General features: G+C 64.0%; 17 protein-coding genes. 5 read left to right on the top strand and 12 right to left on the bottom strand.

Annotated elements, in window-relative coordinates:
* Positions 1-9 precede the first annotated feature (9 nt).
* Positions 10-591: a DinB family protein gene (locus tag AB688_RS19010; RefSeq protein ID WP_063545535.1), complete on the top strand. Its 582-nt coding sequence runs from the start codon at positions 10-12 to the stop codon at positions 589-591.
* Positions 592-669: 78 nt separating this feature from the next.
* Here AB688_RS19010 and AB688_RS19005 read toward each other — a convergent pair whose 3' ends face one another.
* The 6 genes from AB688_RS19005 to yegQ all read right to left on the bottom strand — a co-directional run bounded on the left by AB688_RS19005 (position 670) and on the right by yegQ (position 6631).
* Complete coding sequence (locus tag AB688_RS19005; RefSeq protein ID WP_054895328.1) at positions 670-1668, bottom strand: alpha/beta fold hydrolase; 999 nt, start codon at positions 1666-1668, stop codon at positions 670-672.
* Positions 1669-1743: 75 nt separating this feature from the next.
* Positions 1744-2181, bottom strand: a complete 438-nt coding sequence (locus tag AB688_RS19000) for a YqaA family protein (RefSeq protein ID WP_063545534.1) — start codon at positions 2179-2181, stop codon at positions 1744-1746.
* On the bottom strand, positions 2181-2609 hold the full coding sequence (locus tag AB688_RS18995) for a DUF411 domain-containing protein (RefSeq protein WP_054895330.1): 429 nt from the start codon (positions 2607-2609) through the stop codon (positions 2181-2183). The genes AB688_RS19000 and AB688_RS18995 overlap by 1 nt, the downstream gene beginning before the upstream one ends.
* Before the next feature lie 12 nt (positions 2610-2621).
* Positions 2622-3428, bottom strand: coding sequence for a copper resistance protein B (locus AB688_RS18990; protein WP_063545533.1), 807 nt, complete (start codon positions 3426-3428; stop codon positions 2622-2624).
* The gene (locus tag AB688_RS18985) at positions 3421-5148 is read right to left on the bottom strand and encodes a copper resistance system multicopper oxidase (protein WP_063545532.1); all 1728 of its coding nucleotides are present in this window, start codon (positions 5146-5148) and stop codon (positions 3421-3423) included. Before AB688_RS18985 ends, AB688_RS18990 begins: the two co-directional genes overlap by 8 nt.
* A 148-nt stretch (positions 5149-5296) precedes the next feature.
* On the bottom strand, positions 5297-6631 hold the full coding sequence (gene yegQ / locus AB688_RS18980; protein WP_063545531.1) for a tRNA 5-hydroxyuridine modification protein YegQ: 1335 nt from the start codon (positions 6629-6631) through the stop codon (positions 5297-5299).
* A gap of 132 nt (positions 6632-6763) precedes the next feature.
* On the opposite strand from yegQ, the gene AB688_RS18975 reads away from it, so the two are divergent.
* Positions 6764-7828: an AI-2E family transporter gene (locus tag AB688_RS18975; protein WP_054895332.1), complete on the top strand. Its 1065-nt coding sequence runs from the start codon at positions 6764-6766 to the stop codon at positions 7826-7828.
* Positions 7829-7902: 74 nt separating this feature from the next.
* Here the strand turns inward: AB688_RS18975 and AB688_RS18970 are convergent, their stop codons facing one another.
* A complete protein-coding gene (locus tag AB688_RS18970; RefSeq protein WP_063545530.1) occupies positions 7903-9951 on the bottom strand; it encodes a TonB-dependent receptor family protein in 2049 nt (682 codons plus the stop codon).
* Positions 9952-10084: 133 nt separating this feature from the next.
* Here AB688_RS18970 and AB688_RS18965 point away from each other — a divergent pair, with 133 nt between their 5' ends.
* A complete protein-coding gene (locus AB688_RS18965) occupies positions 10085-10705 on the top strand; it encodes a TetR/AcrR family transcriptional regulator (protein ID WP_054895334.1) in 621 nt (206 codons plus the stop codon).
* Between the two features lie 69 nt (positions 10706-10774).
* On the opposite strand, the gene preA is transcribed toward AB688_RS18965, so the two are convergent.
* The 3 genes from preA to hydA all read right to left on the bottom strand — a co-directional run bounded on the left by preA (position 10775) and on the right by hydA (position 14988).
* Complete coding sequence (gene preA, locus AB688_RS18960; RefSeq protein ID WP_063545529.1) at positions 10775-12049, bottom strand: NAD-dependent dihydropyrimidine dehydrogenase subunit PreA; 1275 nt, start codon at positions 12047-12049, stop codon at positions 10775-10777.
* Complete coding sequence (locus AB688_RS18955; protein ID WP_063545528.1) at positions 12050-13417, bottom strand: NAD(P)-dependent oxidoreductase; 1368 nt, start codon at positions 13415-13417, stop codon at positions 12050-12052.
* Between the two features lie 131 nt (positions 13418-13548).
* Positions 13549-14988 (bottom strand): dihydropyrimidinase, encoded by a 1440-nt coding sequence (hydA, locus tag AB688_RS18950; RefSeq protein WP_063545527.1) that lies wholly within the window; start codon positions 14986-14988, stop codon positions 13549-13551.
* A 618-nt stretch (positions 14989-15606) separates the two neighbouring features.
* Between hydA and AB688_RS18945 the strand changes: the two genes are divergently transcribed.
* Both AB688_RS18945 and AB688_RS18940 read left to right on the top strand, forming a co-directional pair.
* Positions 15607-17097, top strand: coding sequence for an NCS1 family nucleobase:cation symporter-1 (locus tag AB688_RS18945; RefSeq protein ID WP_063545526.1), 1491 nt, complete (start codon positions 15607-15609; stop codon positions 17095-17097).
* 60 nt (positions 17098-17157) lie between these two features.
* Positions 17158-18441 carry a Zn-dependent hydrolase gene (locus tag AB688_RS18940; RefSeq protein WP_063545525.1) on the top strand — a complete coding sequence of 428 codons (1284 nt, stop codon included), beginning with the start codon at positions 17158-17160 and terminating at the stop codon, positions 18439-18441.
* Positions 18442-18572: 131 nt separating this feature from the next.
* Here AB688_RS18940 and sodC read toward each other — a convergent pair whose 3' ends face one another.
* Complete coding sequence (gene sodC / locus AB688_RS18935; protein WP_063545524.1) at positions 18573-19091, bottom strand: superoxide dismutase family protein; 519 nt, start codon at positions 19089-19091, stop codon at positions 18573-18575.
* A 344-nt stretch (positions 19092-19435) separates the two neighbouring features.
* Positions 19436-19981 (bottom strand): RNA polymerase sigma factor, encoded by a 546-nt coding sequence (locus AB688_RS18930; RefSeq protein WP_196759873.1) that lies wholly within the window; start codon positions 19979-19981, stop codon positions 19436-19438.
* Positions 19982-20189: the final 208 nt, after the last annotated feature.

Raw genomic sequence — 20189 nt, 5'->3', positions numbered from 1 at the left:
GAGCCGACCATGGAGCTGCTGTCGCACCATCTGCTGACCCAGGCCTACAACAATGGCTGGGCCAACCATCGCCTTTACAAGGCATGCCTGCAACTGAATCACGACGAGTTCGTCGCCCCCCGTTGCAGCTTCTTTCCCTCGATCAAGGCCACGCTCAATCACCTGCTGACGGTGGACTGGTTCTACCTCAATGCCCTGGAGTGCGAGCAGCGCGGTGAAGCCCCCGAGGCGGATGGCGAGCGCTTCTTCGAGCCTGAACAGCCGTTTGCTACCTGCACCGACCTGCACGCCCAGCAGGCCCAGGCCGACCAGCGCCTGATCGCGTATTGCCGACTGTTGCGTGACGACCAGTTGCGGCGCTATGTGAGTATCGTGCGGCCTGACCGGGTCCAGCGCGAGCAGCGCCTGCGCCTGCTCGCGCACCTGTTCGAACACCAGATCCATCACCGCGGGCAGGTGCATGCGATGCTCAGCGACACCTCGGTGCGCCCGCCGCAGCTGGACGAATTCTTCTGCGAGGAGGAAGCGCCCCTGCGTGCGGATGATTTTGCCGAACTGGGGTGGAGCGAAGAGCAGGTCTGGCGGGCGTGACAGCTTTGCCCGCGCCGTCTGTTCAGGAGCGGCCTTGTGGCCGTAGCAGGCCGCTCCCAGCTTGCCGCAAGGCGAGAGCTACTGCTGCAACCAGTTGATCAAGGCTTTGTGGAACGCTTCAGGTTCCTCGATCTGTGGGGCATGACCCATGCCCGCGAAGGTGACCAGTTGCCCCTGGGGAATCAGCTTGGCCACCTGCGGTCCGAGCTCTGCGTATTTGCCCAGGCGGGCCTTGACCTCTGGCGGGGCGATGTCGCTGCCGATGGCGGTAGTATCCTTGTCGCCGATCAGCAACAGCGTCGGCATCTTCAAGTCCTTGAACTCGTAGACCACAGGCTGGGTGAAGATCATGTCGTAGATCAGCGCCGAGTTCCATGCCACCGCCTCGTGCCCTGGCCCTTTGTTCAAGCCCACCAGCATCTGTACCCATCGCTCGTATTCCGGTTTCCAGCGCCCGGCGTAGTAGGTGTTGCGCTCGTAGTTGCGCACGCCTTCGGCATCGAGCTTGAGTTCACGCTGATACCATTGATCGACACTGCGATACGGCACGCCCAGGGCTTTCCAGTCTTCCAGGCCGATCGGATTGACCATGGCCAGTCGCTCCACCTGCTGTGGGTACATCAGCGCATAGCGGGTGGCGAGCATGCCACCGGTGGAGTGGCCCAGCACGTTGACCTTGTCGATGCCAAGCTGTTGAAGCAGTGCATGGGTGTTGTCGGCCAGTTGCTGGAAGCTGTACTGGTAGTGCTCCGGCTTGCTCGAGGTGCAGAAGCCGATCTGGTCCGGGGCGATGACCCGGTAGCCGGCCTTGCTCAGGGCATCGATGGTGGTTTCCCAGGTGGCGGCGCAGAAGTTCTTGCCATGCATCAGCACCACGCTGCGACCATTGGCCTTGCCCTGCGCAGGGACATCCATGTAGCCCATCTGCAGGGCTTGGCCTTGGGAGGTGAGAGCGAAGTGCTTGAGCGGGTGAGGGTAGGTGAAACCTTCGAGCTGTTTGCCGTAGGTGGGCGACTCGGCGGCGATGGCCGAGCTGCCGACGAGGCAGGCCAGGGCCAGGGCGGTTGCGCGCAGCATCGGGGTACTCCGTGTAGGTTCAAGTAGGAAAAGGCGACTGTAGCAGTCAGTTGACCTTCGGAACCGTGAAAGGTGTTACCCGTTGTGAAACCAGCCCAGGGTGATCATCGCGACCACCAGGTAACGCCCGGCCTTGGCCAGGGTGACCAATAGCAGGAAGCGCCAGAATGGTTCGCGCATGATGCCTGCGATCAGGGTCAGTGGATCGCCGATCACGGGCATCCAGCTCAGCAGCAGCGACCACTGGCCCCAGCGTTGGTAGCGTCGTTGCGCACTTTGCAGCTGGCTGGCGCTGAACGGAAACCAGCGTTTTTCGCGAAAGCGCTCGATCGCTCGGCCCAGCAGCCAGTTGACCAGCGAGCCGAGCACGTTGCCCAGGGTCGCTACCAGCAACAGCGTGAGCCAGGCGTCGGGGTCGCGCAGGAGCAAGCCGACCAGCACCGCCTCGGACTGCAGCGGCAGCAAGGTGGCCGCGCCAAAGGCGCTGAAAAACAGCGCCCAGAGACTGAGCATCAGTATTCGGCGACCACAGTGTCCTGGCCGTCCTGGGTCAGGCCGATGACCTGATAGGCATCCTTGTGGTCACCCATTTCCATGCCAGGCGAGCCCATGGGCATGCCCGGCACGGCCAGCCCCTTGAGATCGCTGCGTTTGGCCAACAGGCGCACCTGTTCGGCGGGCACATGCCCTTCGACGAACTTGCCGTCGATCACGCCGGTATGGCAAGACGCCAGGCGTGGTGCGACGCCCAGGCGCTGCTTGACCGCGCTCATGTTCGGCTCGACATGGTCGTTGACCGTGAAACCGTTGTCGCGCAGATGGCTGATCCACTGTTTGCAGCAGCCGCAGTTGGGGTCGCGGTAGACATCGATGACGTCGGCGGCCTGGGCCAGGCCACTGATTGCCAGCAGTCCAAAGGCCATCAGGTGTTTGTGTAGCATGGTCGAACTCCTTCAAAAACGCAGGCGCACACCTGCGACCAGACGGGTCTGCGCGGGGTCGTCGCCGTCTTCACGGGCCTGGTCGGCGCGTGTACCGTGCACGCGGTTGAAACTGACGCCGACATAGGGCGCGAAGCTGCGGGTGATTTCATAGCGCAGGCGCAGGCCAACTTCGCTTTCGGCCAGCCCCGAACCTTGTTCGCGCCCGGCGTCGTTACGGCCGAAGAAGTTGGCTTCGATGTTCGGTTCGAGGATCCAGCGATTGGTCAGCAGCATAGCGTAACTGGACTCCAGGCGCAGCGCCGTCTGCTGTCGCTCGCCGGCATAAGCGGTGGCTTCGAACTCCAGCCCATACAGCGGCGTACCTTGGATGCCGAACGCTGCCCAGGCCTGGCCGCTGGCAGGTTTGAAGTCCTGGCGTATACCACCGACCAGCTCCCACCAGGGGCTGATGGCATGGCCCCATAGCGCCTGCAGTTCGGCCTTGTGGGTGATGCCCTGTTCACGTTCGCCTTCGCTGCGCAGCCACAGGCGATCGATGTCGCCGCCGATCCATGCGGTGGCATTCCAGTTCAGCACGCCGCTGTTGTCGAAGTGCTGGTATTCGAGTTGATCGACGATCACCGCGCCGTTCAGTGCATCGTCATGTACCTGGTGGCCCGGCAAAAGGGGGAAGGCGGCGCGGCGGTCGGCATCGGTGATGACCGGCAACGCCGTGCTGGGCTGGGTCGGGTTCTGCTGTGCGCGCGCCTCTTCGCTGGCCAGTAGCACCAGCAGTGTGATGCTGGTCAGGATCCAGCGGCTGTTGAACTCATTCATCGACCCGTACCTCGCGGAACATGCCGGTCTCCATGTGGTAGAGCAGGTGGCAGTGGTAGGCCCAGCGGCCCAGGGCGTCGGCACTGACCCGGTAGCTGCGGCGAGTGCCGGGCGGGATATCGAGGGTGTGCTTGCGCACCATGAAGTTGCCCTGCTCATCCTCCAGGTCGCTCCACATGCCATGCAGGTGAATGGGGTGGGCCATCATGGTGTCGTTGACCAGGGTGATGCGCACCCGCTCGCCATAGGTAAGGCGCAGCGGCTGGGCGTCGCTGAACTTCACGCCGTCGAATGACCAGGCAAAGCGCTCCATGTGGCCGGTGAGGTGCAGTTCGATATCGCGTGAAGGCGGGCGGCCGTCGGGGTCTTCGAAACGGCTGCGCAGGTCGGCGTAGGTCAGCACCCGGCGGCCGTTGTCGCGCAGGCCGATACCGGGGTCGCCCAGGTTTGGGCGGGGCGCCATGGTCTGCATGTCGACCAGCGGGTTGTCAGTCTCGCTGGCCGGGTGTGGCTGCATGGCGGCCATTGCCGCGTGATCCATGCTGGCCATGCTGGCGTGGTCCATGCCAGGCATGTCTGCCATTGCGGTGCCGCCCATGCCGCCGTGCCCCATGTCGTTAAAGGTCAGGCGGGGGCGTGGGTCCGTTGCAGGGACGGGCGCCTGCTGGCCGTGAGCATGTGCCAGGGTGCCACGGGCAAAGCCGGTGCGGTCCATGCTCTGGGCGAACAGCGTGTAGGCTGGCGCATCGCCCGGCTCGACCAGTACGTCGAAGGTTTCGGCCACGGCGATGCGCAGTTCGTCGACCGTCACCGGCACCACAGGTAGGCCGTCTGCGGCGATCACGGTGAGTTTCAGGCCGGGGATGCGGAAGTCGAAGTAGGTCATGGCCGAGGCGTTGATCAGGCGCAGGCGTACCGTCTCGCCGGGGCGGAACAGGCAGGTGAAGTTGCCGTCCGGCGGCTGGCCGTTGAGCAGGTAGCTGTAGGTGGCCGCGCTGATGTCGGCAAGGTCGGTGGGGCTCATGCGCATGCCGGCCCACATCAGGCGCTCGTCGACGGTCTTGCGCCAGCCGTCGCGAGCGACATCCTCGATGAAGTCACCCACGGTGAGCTTGTGGTAGTTGAAGGCGTCGGACTGCTTCTTGAGCGTCGCCAGCAGTGCTTCAGGGGCCTGATCGCTCCAGTCGCTGAACAGCAGCACATGGTCGCGCTGGTAGGCGTGTGGCTCGGCCTCGCGCGGTTCGATGACGATTGCCCCATAGACCCCCGCCTGCTCTTGCAGCCCGGAATGGCTGTGGTACCAGTAGGTGCCACTCTGGCGCAGGGTGAAGTGGTAAAGGTAGTCGCCGCCAGGTTCGATGCCGGCGAAGCTCAGGCCCGGAACACCGTCCATGTTGGCGGGCAGGATGATGCCGTGCCAGTGGATCGAGGTGGGTTCGGCCAGGCGGTTGCGTACGCGCAAGGTTACGCTGTCACCTTCGCGCCAGCGCAGCAGCGGGCCGGGCAAACTGCCGTTGACGGTGAGGGCAGTGCGGGGGCGGCCGGTGATGTTGACGGCGGTCTGGCCCACGTACAGTTCGAAGTCCTGACCCTGCAGCGGTTGGCCTGGGCGATGGCCTTCGGCGGCGCTGGCCAGTGGGCGCCAGAGGCCCAGGCCGGCCACTGCGGTGGCGGCGCCGAGGCCTTTGACGAAGGTGCGACGGGAGGGGCTGTGGGGCATAAACGGCCTCAGGCAGGGCTTGGGTAGAGGCCTTGTCGCGATCGGGCGCGCCTTTCGTAGCCCTGGGCTTGCCTGCGAACGGCCTTGGAATAGCCCGATGATCCACCACCGTTCCTGTCAGCCAGCTGAGGCTGTCATTACAGCGTTGTCAGCCCAGGGCCTCCTGCACAGGCAGGTCGCGCATCAGCAGCCCGAATTCGAGCGATACCTGCTCCGGAATCGGCAGGTACACCAGGTGCCCGTCGCCTGGAGCCACCTCGATGGCCTGGCCTTGGCGATCACCCAGCCGGGCGAGCTCGAAGTGGTAGTTGCCGCGAGGGGTCATCAGTTCGAGGGTGTCGCCCAGTGCGAAGCGGTTCTTCACCTTCACCTCGGCCAGCCCGTCGATACGCAGCCCCGTCAGTTCGCCAACGAACTGTTGGCGCTCCGAGACCGAGTTGCCGCGCTGGTAGTTCTGGTACTCGTCGTGCACATGGCGGCGCAGGAAGCCTTCGGTGTAGCCGCGCTGGGCCAGGGACTCGAGGTTGTCCATCAGGCTGCGATCGAAGGGCCGACCGGCGACGGCGTCGTCGATCGCCTGGCGGTAGGACTGCACGGCACGGGCGCAGTAGAAGTGCGATTTGGTCCGTCCTTCGATCTTCAGCGAGTGCACGCCCATCCGGGTCAGGCGCTCGACGTGCTGTACCGCGCGCAGATCCTTGGCGTTCATGATGTAGGTGCCGTGTTCGTCCTCGAACGCAGGCATCTCTTCACCCGGGCGATTGCCCTCCTGCAGCAGGAACACCTGTTCGGTGGGCGCGCCAATGCCCAAGGTCGGTTCGCACTCACGCACGATGTCGCCGGTGGCGTTTTCCCCTGCCGGGGTCGCCTGGTACTTCCAGCGACAGGCATTGGTGCAGCTGCCCTGGTTGGCGTCGCGCTTGTTCAGGTAGCCCGACAACAGGCAGCGCCCGGAATAGGCCATGCACAGTGCGCCATGGACGAAGACCTCCAGTTCCATGTCAGGTACTTGCTGGCGGATTTCCCCGATCTCTTCCAGCGACAGCTCGCGCGACAGAATCACCCGGCTCAGGCCCAGCTGTTGCCAGAACTGCACGCTGGCCCAGTTCACTGTGTTGGCCTGCACCGACAGGTGCACGGGCATCTGTGGGAAATGCTGGCGCACCAGCATGATCAGCCCGGGGTCGGACATGATCAACGCATCGGGTGCCATCTCGATCACGGGCGCCAGGTCCTTGAGGAAGGTCTTGAGCTTGGCGTTGTGCGGCGCGATGTTGACCACCACGTAGAAGCGCTTGCCCAGGGCGTGCGCTTCCTGGATGCCCAGGGCCAGGTTGGCGTGGTCGAATTCGTTGTTGCGCACCCGCAAGCTGTAGCGCGGCTGGCCGGCGTAGACCGCATCGGCGCCATAGGCGAAGGCGTAGCGCAGGGTCTTCAGCGAGCCGGCGGGGGCCAGCAGTTCGGGCTTGGCAAGAGGGTTCATGGGGGCACCGGGGCAAAAGGTGCGGATGCTACGACCGGGCCCGGAACGCGGTATTGACCTGGATCAAGCGCTGCTGATGGCACTTTTGCCTCTACGCTGTGCACTAAGGTCCAGGACAATCGAGGAAAGCCCATGAATCAAACTGCTCTACAGAACAGAGCCCTGGCCGTATTGCTGGCGCTGGTCACCATCGCATTCTTCTGGATACTGCTGCCGTACTACGGCGCGATCTTCTGGGCCGTGATCCTCGGCATCCTGTTCGCACCGCTGCAGCGCAACCTGCTGCTGCGTTTCAACCGTCGGCGCAACCTGGCGGCCGGCGCTACCTTGGCCACCTGCCTGATGATTGCGATCCTGCCGGTGATCATCATCAGTGCCCTGCTGGTCCAGGAAGGGGCAACACTGTACCAGCGCATCGAAAGCGGCCAACTGGATATCGCCGGCTACATCGAGCGCGGCAAGGACATGCTGCCGCACTTCGCCCAGAACGGCCTGGACCGCATGGGCATGGGCAATCTCGATGGCCTGCGCGACAAGATCACCAAGTGGGCGACACAGGGTAGCCAGTTCCTTGCCAGCCAGGCTTTCAGTTTTGGCCAGGGCACCTTCGACTTCCTGGTGAGCTTCGGCATCATGCTCTACCTGCTGTACTTCTTCCTGCGTGAAGGGCCGGAGCTGGCGCGCAAGGTCCGTCAGGCCGTGCCGCTGCCCGAGCAGCAGAAGCGCCGCTTGCAGTTGAAGTTCAACCGTGTGGTGCGGGCCACGGTGAAGGGCAACCTGTTGGTGGCGATCACCCAGGGCGCGCTGGGCGGCTTGATCTTCTGGGTGCTGGATATTCCCAGTGCGCTGGTGTGGGCGGTGCTGATGGCGTTCTTGTCGCTGTTGCCTGCGGTGGGTGCCGGGATCGTCTGGGGGCCGGTTGCGGTGTATTTCCTGCTGACCGGCGCGATGTGGCAGGGCATCGTGCTGACGGCGTTCGGCGTGCTGGTGATCGGGCTGGTGGACAACCTGCTGCGCCCTATCCTGGTGGGCAAGGATACGCGCATGCCCGACTACCTGATCCTGGTGTCGACCCTGGGCGGGCTGGCGGTGTTCGGCCTCAACGGCTTCGTGATCGGGCCGTTGATCGCCGCGTTGTTCATTTCCAGCTGGACGATCTTCACCGAGACCACACCGCAGGTGCAGTTGCCGTCCTGACTCGATCTACCCAAGGGCAGGAGCAGCGTAATGCTGCTCCTGCAGGGTGCAGTTCAATTAGCCCCGGCTAATCGCTAGCGGAAGCTGTACGAAACCCCCGCATACATCCCGAACCCTTCTCCCGGGGTCGAGCGCGCAGCATCCAGCCCGGCATCGTCGTACCCTGGTGTCACCGTCGCGGCGTAGCGCTTGTTGGTCAGGTTGCGCAGGTCGAGCCAGGTCTGCCAGTCGCGCTTGGGCGAATCCCAGCCCAGACGCGCGCCCAGTAGGGCGTAGGCATCGGCGTGATAGCTGTTGGCGTAGTCCACCTGCACCTTGGAGGCCAGTTGCGTGTTCACCCCGGCGTAGAAACCGCTCGGCCAGTCGTAACGTAGCTCCGCCTGGTAGTAATGCATGGGGATGCCCGGCAAACGGTTGTCGCCGAAGCGGTCATCGTCGCGGTAATGGAAGTCGCTGAAGGTATAGGCCTGGCGCAGAGACAGCTTGCCACTGCCCGGCTGCTCCCACAGCGTGCTGTCCAGACCAGCTTCGATGCCCTGGTGCACGGTGGCGCTGGCGTTGAACTCCTTGAACGGCTGGCCCGGCACGATTTCCACTGCCAGCAGCTCGTGACGCACCTGCGAGTAGTACCAGGCCAGGTCCCAGCGCCCCAGCACCGAGTCGCCGCGGGCCCCCAGCTCCAGGGTGGTGGCCGTCTGGTTCTGCATCTCGATCGGTTGCGTTGCAACGGTCGAACTCCAGATCAACGACCAGGGGTGCGGTGGTTCGACGGAGCGACTGAGGTTGCCGTAGACCTGGGTCTGCGGATCGATGTCGTAGCGCAGGCCCAGGCGTGGTGCGTAGTCCCAGTCATGCTGGCTGACCTTGCCGCCGTTGGCGGGGAAGGTGACAGCACTTTCTCGGCGGGTGTAGATCATGGCAAGGCCCGTGGTCAGCCACAGGTTGGGGACCAGCTCCAGATCGTTGCCCAGGTGCAGCACGGTGTCCGAGCCCTGGTAGCTGAAGTCGCGGCTGCGCGGGCCGAACACATCGCCATTGCGGGCGAACTGCGAGGCGCCGCTGTTGGGCAGGTGCTTGGTGGTGCGCCAGCCAACGGTGGTCTTGCTCTCGTGGCCGAACAAGGTGTCGCGACGCAGATAGTTGAGCGTGCCGCTGACATCGGTGTAGGCCACCTTCAGGCGCATCGGGCCTTCGCGCAGGTCCATCGGGTAGTCGTGGTAGACCAGCCCGGCCTCCAGGCGTGAGTCGTCGTCGAGGAAGAAGGTGGTCTTGTTGCCCACCCAGGTGCTGCCGGGCTGGGGACGGCTGTCATCGCGGGCGAGGTAGGCCGGGTTGGCGGCGCGCGGGTGATGCTTGATCTGCGCCTTGGTCAGGCGCCCGGCCAGGTCGTTCTCGGTTTCCCGGTAGCGCAGGTAGAAGCGCGTTTCCAGATTCGGGTTGAAGCGATAGCCGACATTGGCGGCGATGCCCTTGGCACTGCCGCTGCTGTGTCGCTGGTAGCCGTCGTACTCGGCGTCGGTCAGCGCCACGTAGTAGTCGAGGTTGCCCAGCACCTGGCCAGAGCTGATGTGCCGGCGCTGGTAGCCGTGGCTGCCGACCTCATAGCGCAGTTGCAGCGGGGCGGCGTCATGGCCGGTGTGGGTCACGTAGTTGATCGCACCGCCCAGAGCCAGGGCGCCCTGCTCGAAGCCGTTGGCGCCGCGCAGTACCTCGGCGCGGCTCAGCCACAAGGGTTCGAACAGCTCGTAGGGCGTCCCGCCGGGGCCGGTCAGCGGCAAGCCGTCGAACATCGTGTAGACCCCCGAGCCATGGGCGCCAGGCGCGCGGTTGATACCCGAGCCCCGGATCGACAGCTTGATCCCGTCGTTGCCCGCCGACTGGGCGAACACGCCCGGCTGGTAGGCCAGCACATCCTGGTTGCTGGCCACGCGTCCCTGGCCGACGGTTTCCATATCCACCAGGTTGCTGGCGCCAGGGATCTCGCGCAATCGTTCGGCGGCGGCCTCCTGCTCGGATTGCTGGCGGTCCTGGATCAGCACCTGTTCGAGCTCGATGCGCTCGGCGGCATGGGTGGCGGTGCTGACCAACAGGGCCAGTAACGAAAGTGGAAGGGTCGGACGCATGGGCAGGGGTTCCAGAGCGGGTGCGCAGTTGTGACGCTACAACTGTCAGACGAAGCACAGTGGTCGATCTGCAGAGCGCAGTCCTGGCGCCTGCGTGTTAGCCTTGACAGGTTCCAGCCGCTTCGGACGCCCTATGGCCAACCACAAGATCGAGATCCGCCGTCGCAATATCGAGAAGATCCTCCAGGCAGCCGAGCAGGTGTTCGCCGAACAGGGCTACGGCGTCACCTCCATGGGCGACATCGCCGAGCGTGCGCAGTTGCCGCGTTCCAACCTGCATTACTACTTCAGTACCAAGGACGAACTCTACCGCGCGGTACTGCAGGACCTGCTGGACGTCTGGAAGCAGGATGCCCTCTGTTTCGAGCGCTTCGACGACCCGCGCGTCGTGCTGACCAGCTATATCCGCGCCAAGATGGGGCACTCGCGCTCGCGGCCGCTGGGCTCGAAGGTCTGGGCCGAGGAAATCCTCCATGGCGCGCCGCTGCTGGGAGGCAGCCTGGACGATTCGCTGGTGCCTTGGGCGCAGTTGAAGGAAGCCAAGATCCGGCGGTGGGTGGAGGAGGGGCGCATCCTCCCGGTCGAGCCGTCGGCGCTGCTCTACATGATCTGGGCTTCGACTCAGCATTACGCCGATTTCGGTTATCAGGTGGCTTTGCTCAATGATGGGCAGCCGCTGTCGGACATGGCGTTCGAGCGGGCGGTACAGACGGTGACCAGCGTGATTCTGCGGGGCATCGGGCTGGAGCCTTGAGCCTGCCGGGGTGCCTGACAACCCCGGCGAGGGTTCTTGCAGGGTTCAAAATCTGAAGGCCAGCCCAGGTCAGCTCGCTTCACGATAGGGGTTGCGCGGATCCTGGGTCCAATTCAGGTACGGCTTGCCGGTCTCCTGCGCCACCATGTCGATGCAGTTTTCAACCGGGCAGGTGATCTGGCACAGGTTGCAACCCACGCATTCGGCCTCGATCACGCTGTAGACGTGCGTCCCATCGGCCTGCAGGGTGTTGGCGATGGCTTGGTGCGAGGTGTCTTCGCAGGCGATGTGGCAGCGTCCGCAGCCGATGCAGGCATCCTGGTCGATATGCGCCACCGACTTGTAGTTGATGTCCAGGTACTTCCAGTCGGTGGTGTGCGGTACGGCCTGGCCGCGGAAGGCTTCCAGGGTGCGGTGTCCGTGCTGGTCCATCCAGCGCGCCAGGCCATCTTTCATGTCTTCGACGATGCGAAAACCGTGCAACATCGCCGCCGTGCACACCTGCACCGCACCGCTGCCCAGTGCGATGAATTCCGCGGCATCGCGCCAGTTGCCGATTCCACCGATGCCACAGATCGGCAGGCCACGGGTTTCAGAATCGCGCGCAATCTCGGCGACCATGTTCAGCGCGATCGGTTTGACTGCCGAGCCGCAGTAACCGCCGTGGGTGCTCTGGTCACCGACGATGGGGTGGGCGACCATGCGGTCCAGGTCGACACTGGTGATCGAGTTGATGGTGTTGATCAGCGACACGGCATCGGCGCCGCCTCGATGTGCGGCGCGGGCCGATTGGCGGATGTCGGTGATGTTGGGCGTGAGCTTGACGATCACCGGCAGTGAGCAATACGTCTTGCACCAGCGGGTGACCATTTCCACGTATTCCGGCACCTGGCCGACCGCCGCGCCCATGCCGCGCTCGGGCATGCCGTGGGGGCAGCCGAAGTTCAGCTCGATGCCATCGGCGCCGGTGGCTTCGACCAGCGGCAGGATGAACTTCCACGACTCCTCGACGCACGGCACCATCAACGACACCACCAGCGCCCGGTCGGGCCAATCCTTCTTAACCTGGGTGATTTCACGCAGGTTGATCTCCAGCGAGCGGTCGGTGATCAGCTCGATGTTGTTGATGCCCTGCACCTGGCGGTTGGCGCCGAAGTGCGCGGAGTAGCGCGACGACACGTTGACCGCCGCCGGGTCCTCGCCGAGGGTTTTCCAGACCACGCCACCCCAGCCCGCCTCGAAGGCGCGAACCACGTTGTAGGCTTTGTCGGTCGGTGGCGCGGACGCCAGCCAGAAAGGGTTGGGCGCCTTGATACCGGCGAATTCGATGGACAGATCGGCCATTTACGCTGCCTCCACATTGAGCATGAGTTGGGCATGGATGGCTTCGGCGGCCAGCTTGCCATGTTGCACGGCCTGAACGGTGAGGTCCTGGCCAAGGGCGGTGCAGTCGCCACCGGCATAGACGCCAGGCAAGCTGGTGCGCATCTGCTCGTCGACGCGGATGCGTTCGCCATCGCGCGCCAGTTGCGCCGCCACCGGATCCTTGAGCCCTGCGTCGTCGAAGCACTGACCGATGGCCTTGAAGATCGCGTCGGCGGGCAGCTCGAAGGTTTCGTCGGTATCGGCCAGTTTTCCTTCGACCTGTTTGGTGCGGACGAAGCGCATCCCCTTCACCCGGCCCTGCTCATCCAGCAGCACCGCATCGGGCCGCGCCCAGGTATGCAGGCGCACCTGGTTGGCCTTGGCGATGTCCTGCTCGTGGCCGGTGGCGCCCATGTCGGCGGCGCCGCGGCGGTAGACGAGGTTGACCTCGCGCGCCCCCAGGCGGCTCATCTGCACCGCCATGTCGATGGCGGTATTGCCCGCGCCGATCACCAGGCAGCGGTCGGCCAGCGGCAGTTGGCTGAGGTCGTCGGCCTGGCGCAGTTCACGGATGTAGTCGGTGGCGGCCAGCACGCCAGGGGCCTCTTCGTCCGGCAGGCCGAGCTGGCGCACGGCATTCAGGCCAAGGCCCAGGAATACCGCGTCGTACTGGTCACGCAGCTCGCCGAGGGTGAGGTTGTCACCCAGGCGTTGGCCATGGCGGAGCTCGATGCCGCCGATGCCGAGCAGGAAATCCACTTCACGCTGGGCGTAGTCGTCGACCAGCTTGTAGCGGGCGATGCCGTACTCGTTGAGGCCGCCAGCCTTTTCCAGCGCCTCGAAGACCACCACATCATGACCATGCAAGGCCAGGCGATGGGCACAGGACAGCCCGGCGGGGCCGGCACCGACCACTGCGATGCGCTTGCCGGTGCTGGGCGAGCGCTTGAAGGGGTGTTCGCTGAAACCGGCGTTGTCCAGGGCATAGCGTTGCAACTGGCCGATCAGCACCGGCGCGCACTCCTGGGCGTTGTTGCGTACGCAGGCTTGCTGGCAGAGGATTTCGGTCGGGCACACGCGGGCACAGCTACCACCGAGGATGTTCGCCGACAGGATCCGCTCGGCGGCGCCCTGCAGGTTTTCATCACCGATGCGGTGGATGAACGAAGGGATGTCGATTTCGCTCGGGCATGCATTCACACAGGGGGCGTCGTAGCAGTACAGGCAGCGCGCGCTTTCCACGGCGGCCTGGCGTGCGGTCAGGGGAGGGGCGAGGTCGGTGAAGGCGTCGGCGAGCTGCTCGGCGCTGGCCCTCGGGCGCGGCAAGTGGTTCAGGGTGTCGATCACGGTTGTAGCCTCTCTCTTTTTTATGGGTGCAGGCGGCGGTTACTCGCCCGTCCGTTCTGGGATGGCAGTCAACAGGTGTCTCTGGATTGTTATCGCCGGAGGCGTTGCGGCCCCCGGCCGTTATGGGCTGCTCAGCGGCTGACCGGGATCGGCCGCTGCTGCTCGGCCCGTCGCCCTAGGACCTCGTACACCGAGGGGTAGGCGGGCCTTTCCACATAGCGTCCCGCGCCCGGCTCGGCGCGCAGGTCGCCATCTGCCCAGAGCACTCGCCCCTGGCTGATGGTGTGGCTGGGAATGCCGCGCACCGTGCGACCTTCGAAGATGTTGAAGTCGACCTTCTGGTGATGGGTGCTGGCAGAAATCGTGCGTGTGCCCTGCGGATCCCAGAGCACCAGGTCGGCGTCGGCTCCGACACGGATCGCCCCCTTGCGCGGGAACAGGTTGAAGATCTTGGCCGTGTTGGTCGAGGTCAGCGCCACGAACTCGTGCATCGACAAGCGCCCGCTGTTCACGCCGGCGTCCCACAACACCGCCATGCGGTCCTCGATGCCGGCGGTGCCGTTGGGGATGCGGCTGAAATCATCACGGCCCATGGCTTTCTGCTCGGCGCAGAAGCAGCAATGGTCGGTGGCGGTGGTGTGCAGGCTGCCCGATTGCAAGCCGCGCCACAGGGCTTCCTGGTGTTCGCGCGGACGGAATGGCGGGCTCATCACATAGCCGGCGGCGGTGGACCAGTCGGGGTTGCGATAGACGCTGTCGTCGATCAGCAGGTGCCCCGGCAGTACCTCGCCATACACCGGCTGGCCCTTGGCCCGGGCGTAGGTGATCTCATCCAGTGCTTCCTTGCTGGAGATGTGCACCAGGTACAGCGGGGTGCCCAGCGTTTCGGCTATACGGATGGCGCGGCTGGCCGCCTCGCCCTCGACCTGCGCCGGACGCGACAGCGGATGGGCCTCGGGGCCGGTGATGCCCTGGGCCAGCAGTTTCTTCTGCAGGTGGTACACCAGCTCGCCGTTCTCCGCATGCACGGTGGGCACCGCGCCCAGCTGCAGGCAGCGCTCGAAGCTGGCGACCAGGGTGTCGTCGGCGGCCATGATCGCGTTCTTGTAGGCCATGAAGTGCTTGAAGCTGTTCACACCGTGATGGGCGACGAGCTCGCCCATCTCCTGGGCGACCTGCTCGCTCCACCAGGTGATTGCGACGTGAAAACCATAGTCACTGGCCGACTTCTGCGCCCAGCCGCGCCAGGTGTGGAACGCCTCCAGCAGTGACTGCTGCGGATTGGGGATGACGAAGTCGATGATGGAGGTGGTGCCGCCGGCCAGGCCTGCGGCGGTGCCGCTGAAGAAGTCCTCGCTGGCCACAGTGCCCATGAATGGCAACTGCATGTGGGTGTGCGGGTCGATGCCGCCTGGCATCAGGTACTGGCCGCTGCCGTCCAGGACCTGGCAACCGCTGGGCACTTCGAGGTCTTTGCCAATGGCGCGGATCAGGCCGTCGGCACACAGGACATCGGCGGGATAGCTTTCTTCGTGGGTGACCACGGTGGCGCCACGGATCAACAGGGACATACCGTCTTCCTCGCAGGCTGACCGGTCGTTTTGCCGGTTCTTGAAATTGTTTTGTGCCAGCGGCGGGAGGCTGCGTTGCAATCCTGTCAGCGCTGACAAGATTGGAATCTAGATGCTGATCAAGGATTGATCAAGAAAAAATTTTATGAGCTTATTACTTTTATAAATTACTGAAATATAAGTGTTTTCTGTATAAATCACCAAAATGGACAGGCTGCTCACCATTTTGACGCACTTGACAAGAAGCAGATTTGGTCAAGATTTTCCATGCGAAATCAGCCGTTTGAAACCTGGCTTGCCGGCGCGAACCACGCCACGCAAAAACCAGGCTGCACCAGATTGAAACCGAGTGCGCAGGCCAGGGCGGGCCGCCACCAGCAAGACGACAGGGCAAGGCATGACCGTACCTTTCCCTGGCGCTAATCAATGCCTTGCAAATCAGTGAATTACCTCCAGTCGGCGGTGGCCGGCAGGGTTGGCCCGGGCCAATCCGGCACGCAATTTGAGTGCGGCCACAACCGCCAGGCCGGACCGGAGGTGCAGTACTGGTGAGGTGTGTAACTCCGGCCATCGATTCAGCCGATGAGCGAATAACTAGAACAATCTGGAGAAGGCCCCATGCAACAGAGCAGATCGCAAGTGATCGAGCAGCACGGGCTGTACGAGCTGTCCGAAGGCACTGATGTCCTCGACAGCCCTCGCTACAACCACGACATCGCACCGACCAAGGTGCACCAGCGTACCTGGAACAAATGGCACATCACCGCCTTGTGGGTCGGCATGTCCATCTGCGTCCCTACCTACACCCTCGGCGGGGTCCTGACCGCCTACTTTGGGCTGAGCGTCGGCGAGGCGCTGCTGGCGATCTTGCTGGCCAACCTGATCGTGCTGATACCGCTGACCCTCAACGCCTTCCCCGGCACCAAGTACGGCATTCCCTTTCCGGTGCTGCTGCGCGCCTCGTTCGGCATTCTCGGCTCCAACGTGCCGTGCCTGATCCGCGCGGTGGTGGCTTGCGGCTGGTTCGGTATCCAGACGATGTTCGGCGGCCTTGCCATCCACCTGTTCCTGGGGTCGCTGTTCGACGGCTGGAAGAGCCTGGGCGGAACCGGCGAGGTGATCGGCTTCATGCTGTTCTGGCTGCTCAACCTGTGGGTGGTGCTGCGCGGCTCGGAGTCGATCAAATGGCTGGAGACCCTGTCGGCACCGCTGCTGGTGGCGGTGGGCGTAGGCCTGCTCTTCTGGGCGCTGCCGCACATGTCGATGAGCGAACTGCTGGCCCAGCCGCCCAAACGCCCGGAGGGGGCCAGCGTGGTCGGCTATTTCTGCGCGGGGCTGACGGCGATGGTCGGGTTCTGGGCCACGCTGTCGTTGAATATTCCCGACTTCAGCCGCTACGCCAAAAGCCAGAAGGACCAGATCCTCGGCCAGATCTTTGGCCTGCCGCTGACCATGTTCCTGTTCGCTGCCCTGGGCGTGATCATGACCGCCGCCTCGGCATCGCTGGTGGGCGAAACGGTCTCGGACCCGGTGAGCCTGATCGGACGTATCCAGAGCCCCGGCTGGGTGGCGCTGGCCATGGCGCTGATCATCATCGCCACGCTGTCGACCAACACGGCGGCGAACATCGTCTCACCGACCAATGACTTCCAGAACATCGCCCCACGCCTGATCGGGCGCAGCCGTGCGGTGTGGCTGACCGGGTTCATCGGCTTGGCGCTGATGGGGCACGAATTGCTGAAAAAGCTTGGCTGGATCGTTTCCGACCTGAGCCTTGAGAGCGTGTACTCCAACTGGCTACTGGGTTATTCGAGCCTGCTCGGGCCGATTGCCGGGATCATGGTGGTGGACTACTTCCTGATCCGCCGCCAGCAACTGGACCTTGCCGGGTTGTACCGCGATGACGTGTACCCGGCCTGGAACTGGGTCGGGTTCCTGGCGTTCGCGGTGCCGGTGGCGCTGACCGTGATGTCGATCGGCAACAGCAGCTTCAGTTGGTTCTACGACTACGGCTGGTTTACCGGTTCGCTGCTGGGGGCGGGGCTGTACTACGTCCTGGGCCGAGTCGCGGTGCGTGGAACGGCGCGCCTGGCCAAACCATCACCCTGAAATCTGGCTGGCCGCTACAGCCGAATCACCAGAACAAGAAATCGCCTGAGGAGAGTCTCGATGAAACCGATCAAGGAAGTGCTGCACTCCACCGACCGCCATGTCGACAGCGCGCGCCTGTGGCAATCGCTGATGGACCTCGCGCGCCTGGGCGCCACGCCCAAGGGCGGGGTCTGCCGATTAGCGCTGACCGACCTGGACCGCCAGGCCCGCGACCTGTTCCGGCAGTGGTGCGAGGCCGCAGGCTGTAGCGTCAGCGTCGATGCGATCGGCAACATGTTCGCCCGGCGTCCCGGACGCAACCCCAAGCTGCCCCCGGTGATGACCGGCAGCCACATCGACACGCAGCCCACTGGCGGCAAGTTCGATGGCTGCTTCGGGGTGATGGCCGGCCTGGAAGTGATCCGCACCCTGAATGACCTCGGCGTGGAAACCGAAGCGCCGCTTGAGGTGGTGGTGTGGACCAACGAGGAAGGCTCGCGTTTCCCGCCGTGCATGATGGGATCGGGGGTGTTCGCCGGCAAGTTCACCCTCGAAGAGACGCTGGCCAAGCGCGACGCCCAAGGGACCAGCGTCGGTGAGGCGCTGCAGGCCATCGGTTATGCCGGCCCGAGGGCCGTGCTGGGGCATCCGGTCGGGGCGTATTTCGAGGCGCATATCGAGCAGGGGCCGATTCTGGAGGATCAAGGCAAGACCATCGGCGTGGTGCTCGGCGCCCTCGGCCAGAAGTGGTTCGACCTGAGCCTGCGCGGCGTCGAGGCGCACGCCGGGCCGACGCCGATGCACCTGCGCAAGGATGCCCTGGTCGGCGCGGCGGCAGTGGTCGAGGCCGTCAACCGCACCGCACTGGAGCATCAGCCACATGCCTGCGGCACGGTCGGTTGCCTGCAGGCGTATCCGGGGTCGCGCAACGTGATTCCGGGTGAGGTACGCATGACCCTGGACTTCCGTCACCTTGAGGGAGATCGGCTCGATTCGATGATCGCCGAGGTGCGTGAAGTGATCGACAGCACGTGTGCCAAACACGGGCTGAGTTTCGAGCTGACGCCAACGGCGGATTTCCCGGCGCTGTATTTCGACCGCAACTGTGTCGATGCCGTGCGTGAGTCGGCCAGGAGCCTTGGGCTGGCACACATGGATATCGTCAGCGGGGCAGGGCACGATGCGATCTTCCTGGCCGAGCTGGGCCCGGCAGGCATGATTTTCGTGCCGTGCGAGAACGGCATCAGCCACAACGAGATCGAGAACGCCACGCCCGAGGATCTGGCGGCGGGTTGTGCAGTGTTGCTGCGGGCGATGCTGGCAGCGTCGGAGGCCATTGCCCAAGGGCGATTGGCGGCCTGACTGCGAGCGGTGCCTGGCATCGGCTCAGCCGGTGTCAGGCACTGGACATGCCCACTTGCCGACGTGACCGTGCTGGCCGGGCGTCAGGCGTTGCACAAGCGCGGCGATTACTGACGCCCGGCCTGCCTGGTTCAGATCACGCCGCAGGCCACGCGGTCGCCGCCACCGCCCAGGGGCATGGGCATGTCGGCGTGGTTGTCGCCACCGGCATGGATCATCAAGGCGTGGCCCTTGATTTCGGAAATCGTCTTCAGGCGCGGCGCCAGTACCGGATACGTGGAGGTGCCGTCGGCGCTCACATAGAGCGCCGGCAGGTCACCCAGATGGCCATTGCCATAGGGGCCCAGGTGCTTGCCGGTCTTGGCCGGGTCGAAGTGCCCGCCCGCGGCCAGCGCCGCCACTGCCTTGCCATCTTTCATGCCTGGCGCACAGCTGCCGTTCTCATGCACGTGGAAACCATGCACGCCTGCGGGCAGGCTGTTCAGCTTGGGGGTGAAGATCAGCCCGTAGGCCGACTCGCTGATGCTGACCTGACCGATGGGTTGTGCTTTGCCATCGGCGCTGACCAGATTGACCGGTACATCAAGGGTGGCGGCGTGGGCGCCAATGGACAGGGTGCCCAGCAGGGCGAGCCAGAGGTGTCGTTTCATGTTTGCCTCTTCAATTCAATGACAGGAAAGCGGGGTGGCGGGAACCTGAAAGTTGTTCCGGCGGGGCAAGAATAGAAAGGGCTGAGCGCGAGAGTCCAACTAAAATTGGTAATTAAAAAAAACAGAAAAAGCTATGGAATAAACGGCGTGAGATAAGTGTTATGGGCGTTTTTATTGCCTGAAAGTATGAGCTCATGAAACAAGGACGATAAATAACAAGATGAGTTCCCTTCACTTGTAAAAATAATGGCTTCGGCGCACTGTATGAAAAATCAACAGGCCGAAAGTTGCCGAGCAGTTTCCCAGGAGGGCGTATGCAAGTGCCTGGCAATGCGTACGAAGGTTCAGGTGCGCAGCAGGTCGCGGCCAGGCGCCGAGGGCTTGGGGGTGTCATTGAGCAGCGTGCCAATCGTTTGCCTGGCGCGGGACAGCCGACTCATGACCGTGCCGATAGGCACCTCCAGGATGTCGGCGGCTTCCTTGTAGCTGAAGCGCTCCACCGCCACCAGCAGCATCACTTCGCGCTGGCCCTCGGGCAGGCTGTTCACTGCCGTGAGGATCTGCTGGTGCATCAGATCGGTTTCCGGGGTGGGCGCGGCAGGGTCGGTCACCGACTCGATGACGCTGTCGTTCCACTCCGAGCGCGAGCGGCTGCGCACGTTGCGCGAGCGCACCTCGTTGATCCAGGTAGTATGCACGATGGCGAACATCCAGCTCAGCGGCGCAGTGTCCGGCCGCAGTTGGTGGGTACGTTCGAGGGCGCGCACGCAGGCGAGCTGGACCAGGTCTTCAGCGTCGTGCCGGTCGCCCGAGAGGCGCAGGGCAAAGGCCCACAGGCGCGGCAACATGCCAGGGAGCAGTGCAGGGAGGTCGGCACCGGTGATCGACATAGTTCCTCGTTCTTGTACTGGGTGGACTGGAAGTCAGTTGCTTCTCATGCGGCCGCCGTACGCTCCGGCCGGCGGATTCCCTCGCATGTCTTGGACTTCATTGTCGCTGAGCCGATACACTGCGCGGATTGTGCCACCACCTACGCTAAAAACCTATCCGAGTGCGTTTCAAAATCGATTTATAATGCTGGCTATGTCGCATTTGCCG

It is taken from the genome of Pseudomonas putida, from assembly GCF_001636055.1.
In the GTDB taxonomy this organism is placed as follows: Bacteria; Pseudomonadota; Gammaproteobacteria; order Pseudomonadales; family Pseudomonadaceae; genus Aquipseudomonas; species Aquipseudomonas machongensis.
The sequence above is the reverse complement of the archived record's forward strand: the minus strand, read 5'-3'. Positions and strand labels throughout refer to the sequence as shown.

Excerpts from the sequence above, each read along its gene's own strand:
- AB688_RS19010 (WP_063545535.1), top strand. The coding sequence starts at position 10 with ATGGAGCTGCTGTCGCACCATCTGCTGACCCAGGCCTACAACAATGGC.
- AB688_RS19005 (WP_054895328.1), bottom strand. The coding sequence starts at position 1,668 with ATGCTGCGCGCAACCGCCCTGGCCCTGGCCTGCCTCGTCGGCAGCTCG.
- AB688_RS19000 (WP_063545534.1), bottom strand. The coding sequence starts at position 2,181 with ATGCTCAGTCTCTGGGCGCTGTTTTTCAGCGCCTTTGGCGCGGCCACC.
- AB688_RS18995 (WP_054895330.1), bottom strand. The coding sequence starts at position 2,609 with ATGCTACACAAACACCTGATGGCCTTTGGACTGCTGGCAATCAGTGGC.
- AB688_RS18990 (WP_063545533.1), bottom strand. The coding sequence starts at position 3,428 with ATGAATGAGTTCAACAGCCGCTGGATCCTGACCAGCATCACACTGCTG.
- AB688_RS18985 (WP_063545532.1), bottom strand. The coding sequence starts at position 5,148 with ATGCCCCACAGCCCCTCCCGTCGCACCTTCGTCAAAGGCCTCGGCGCC.
- yegQ (WP_063545531.1), bottom strand. The coding sequence starts at position 6,631 with ATGAACCCTCTTGCCAAGCCCGAACTGCTGGCCCCCGCCGGCTCGCTG.
- AB688_RS18975 (WP_054895332.1), top strand. The coding sequence starts at position 6,764 with ATGAATCAAACTGCTCTACAGAACAGAGCCCTGGCCGTATTGCTGGCG.
- AB688_RS18970 (WP_063545530.1), bottom strand. The coding sequence starts at position 9,951 with ATGCGTCCGACCCTTCCACTTTCGTTACTGGCCCTGTTGGTCAGCACC.
- AB688_RS18965 (WP_054895334.1), top strand. The coding sequence starts at position 10,085 with ATGGCCAACCACAAGATCGAGATCCGCCGTCGCAATATCGAGAAGATC.
- preA (WP_063545529.1), bottom strand. The coding sequence starts at position 12,049 with ATGGCCGATCTGTCCATCGAATTCGCCGGTATCAAGGCGCCCAACCCT.
- hydA (WP_063545527.1), bottom strand. The coding sequence starts at position 14,988 with ATGTCCCTGTTGATCCGTGGCGCCACCGTGGTCACCCACGAAGAAAGC.
- AB688_RS18945 (WP_063545526.1), top strand. The coding sequence starts at position 15,607 with ATGCAACAGAGCAGATCGCAAGTGATCGAGCAGCACGGGCTGTACGAG.
- AB688_RS18940 (WP_063545525.1), top strand. The coding sequence starts at position 17,158 with ATGAAACCGATCAAGGAAGTGCTGCACTCCACCGACCGCCATGTCGAC.
- sodC (WP_063545524.1), bottom strand. The coding sequence starts at position 19,091 with ATGAAACGACACCTCTGGCTCGCCCTGCTGGGCACCCTGTCCATTGGC.
- AB688_RS18930 (WP_196759873.1), bottom strand. The coding sequence starts at position 19,981 with ATGTCGATCACCGGTGCCGACCTCCCTGCACTGCTCCCTGGCATGTTG.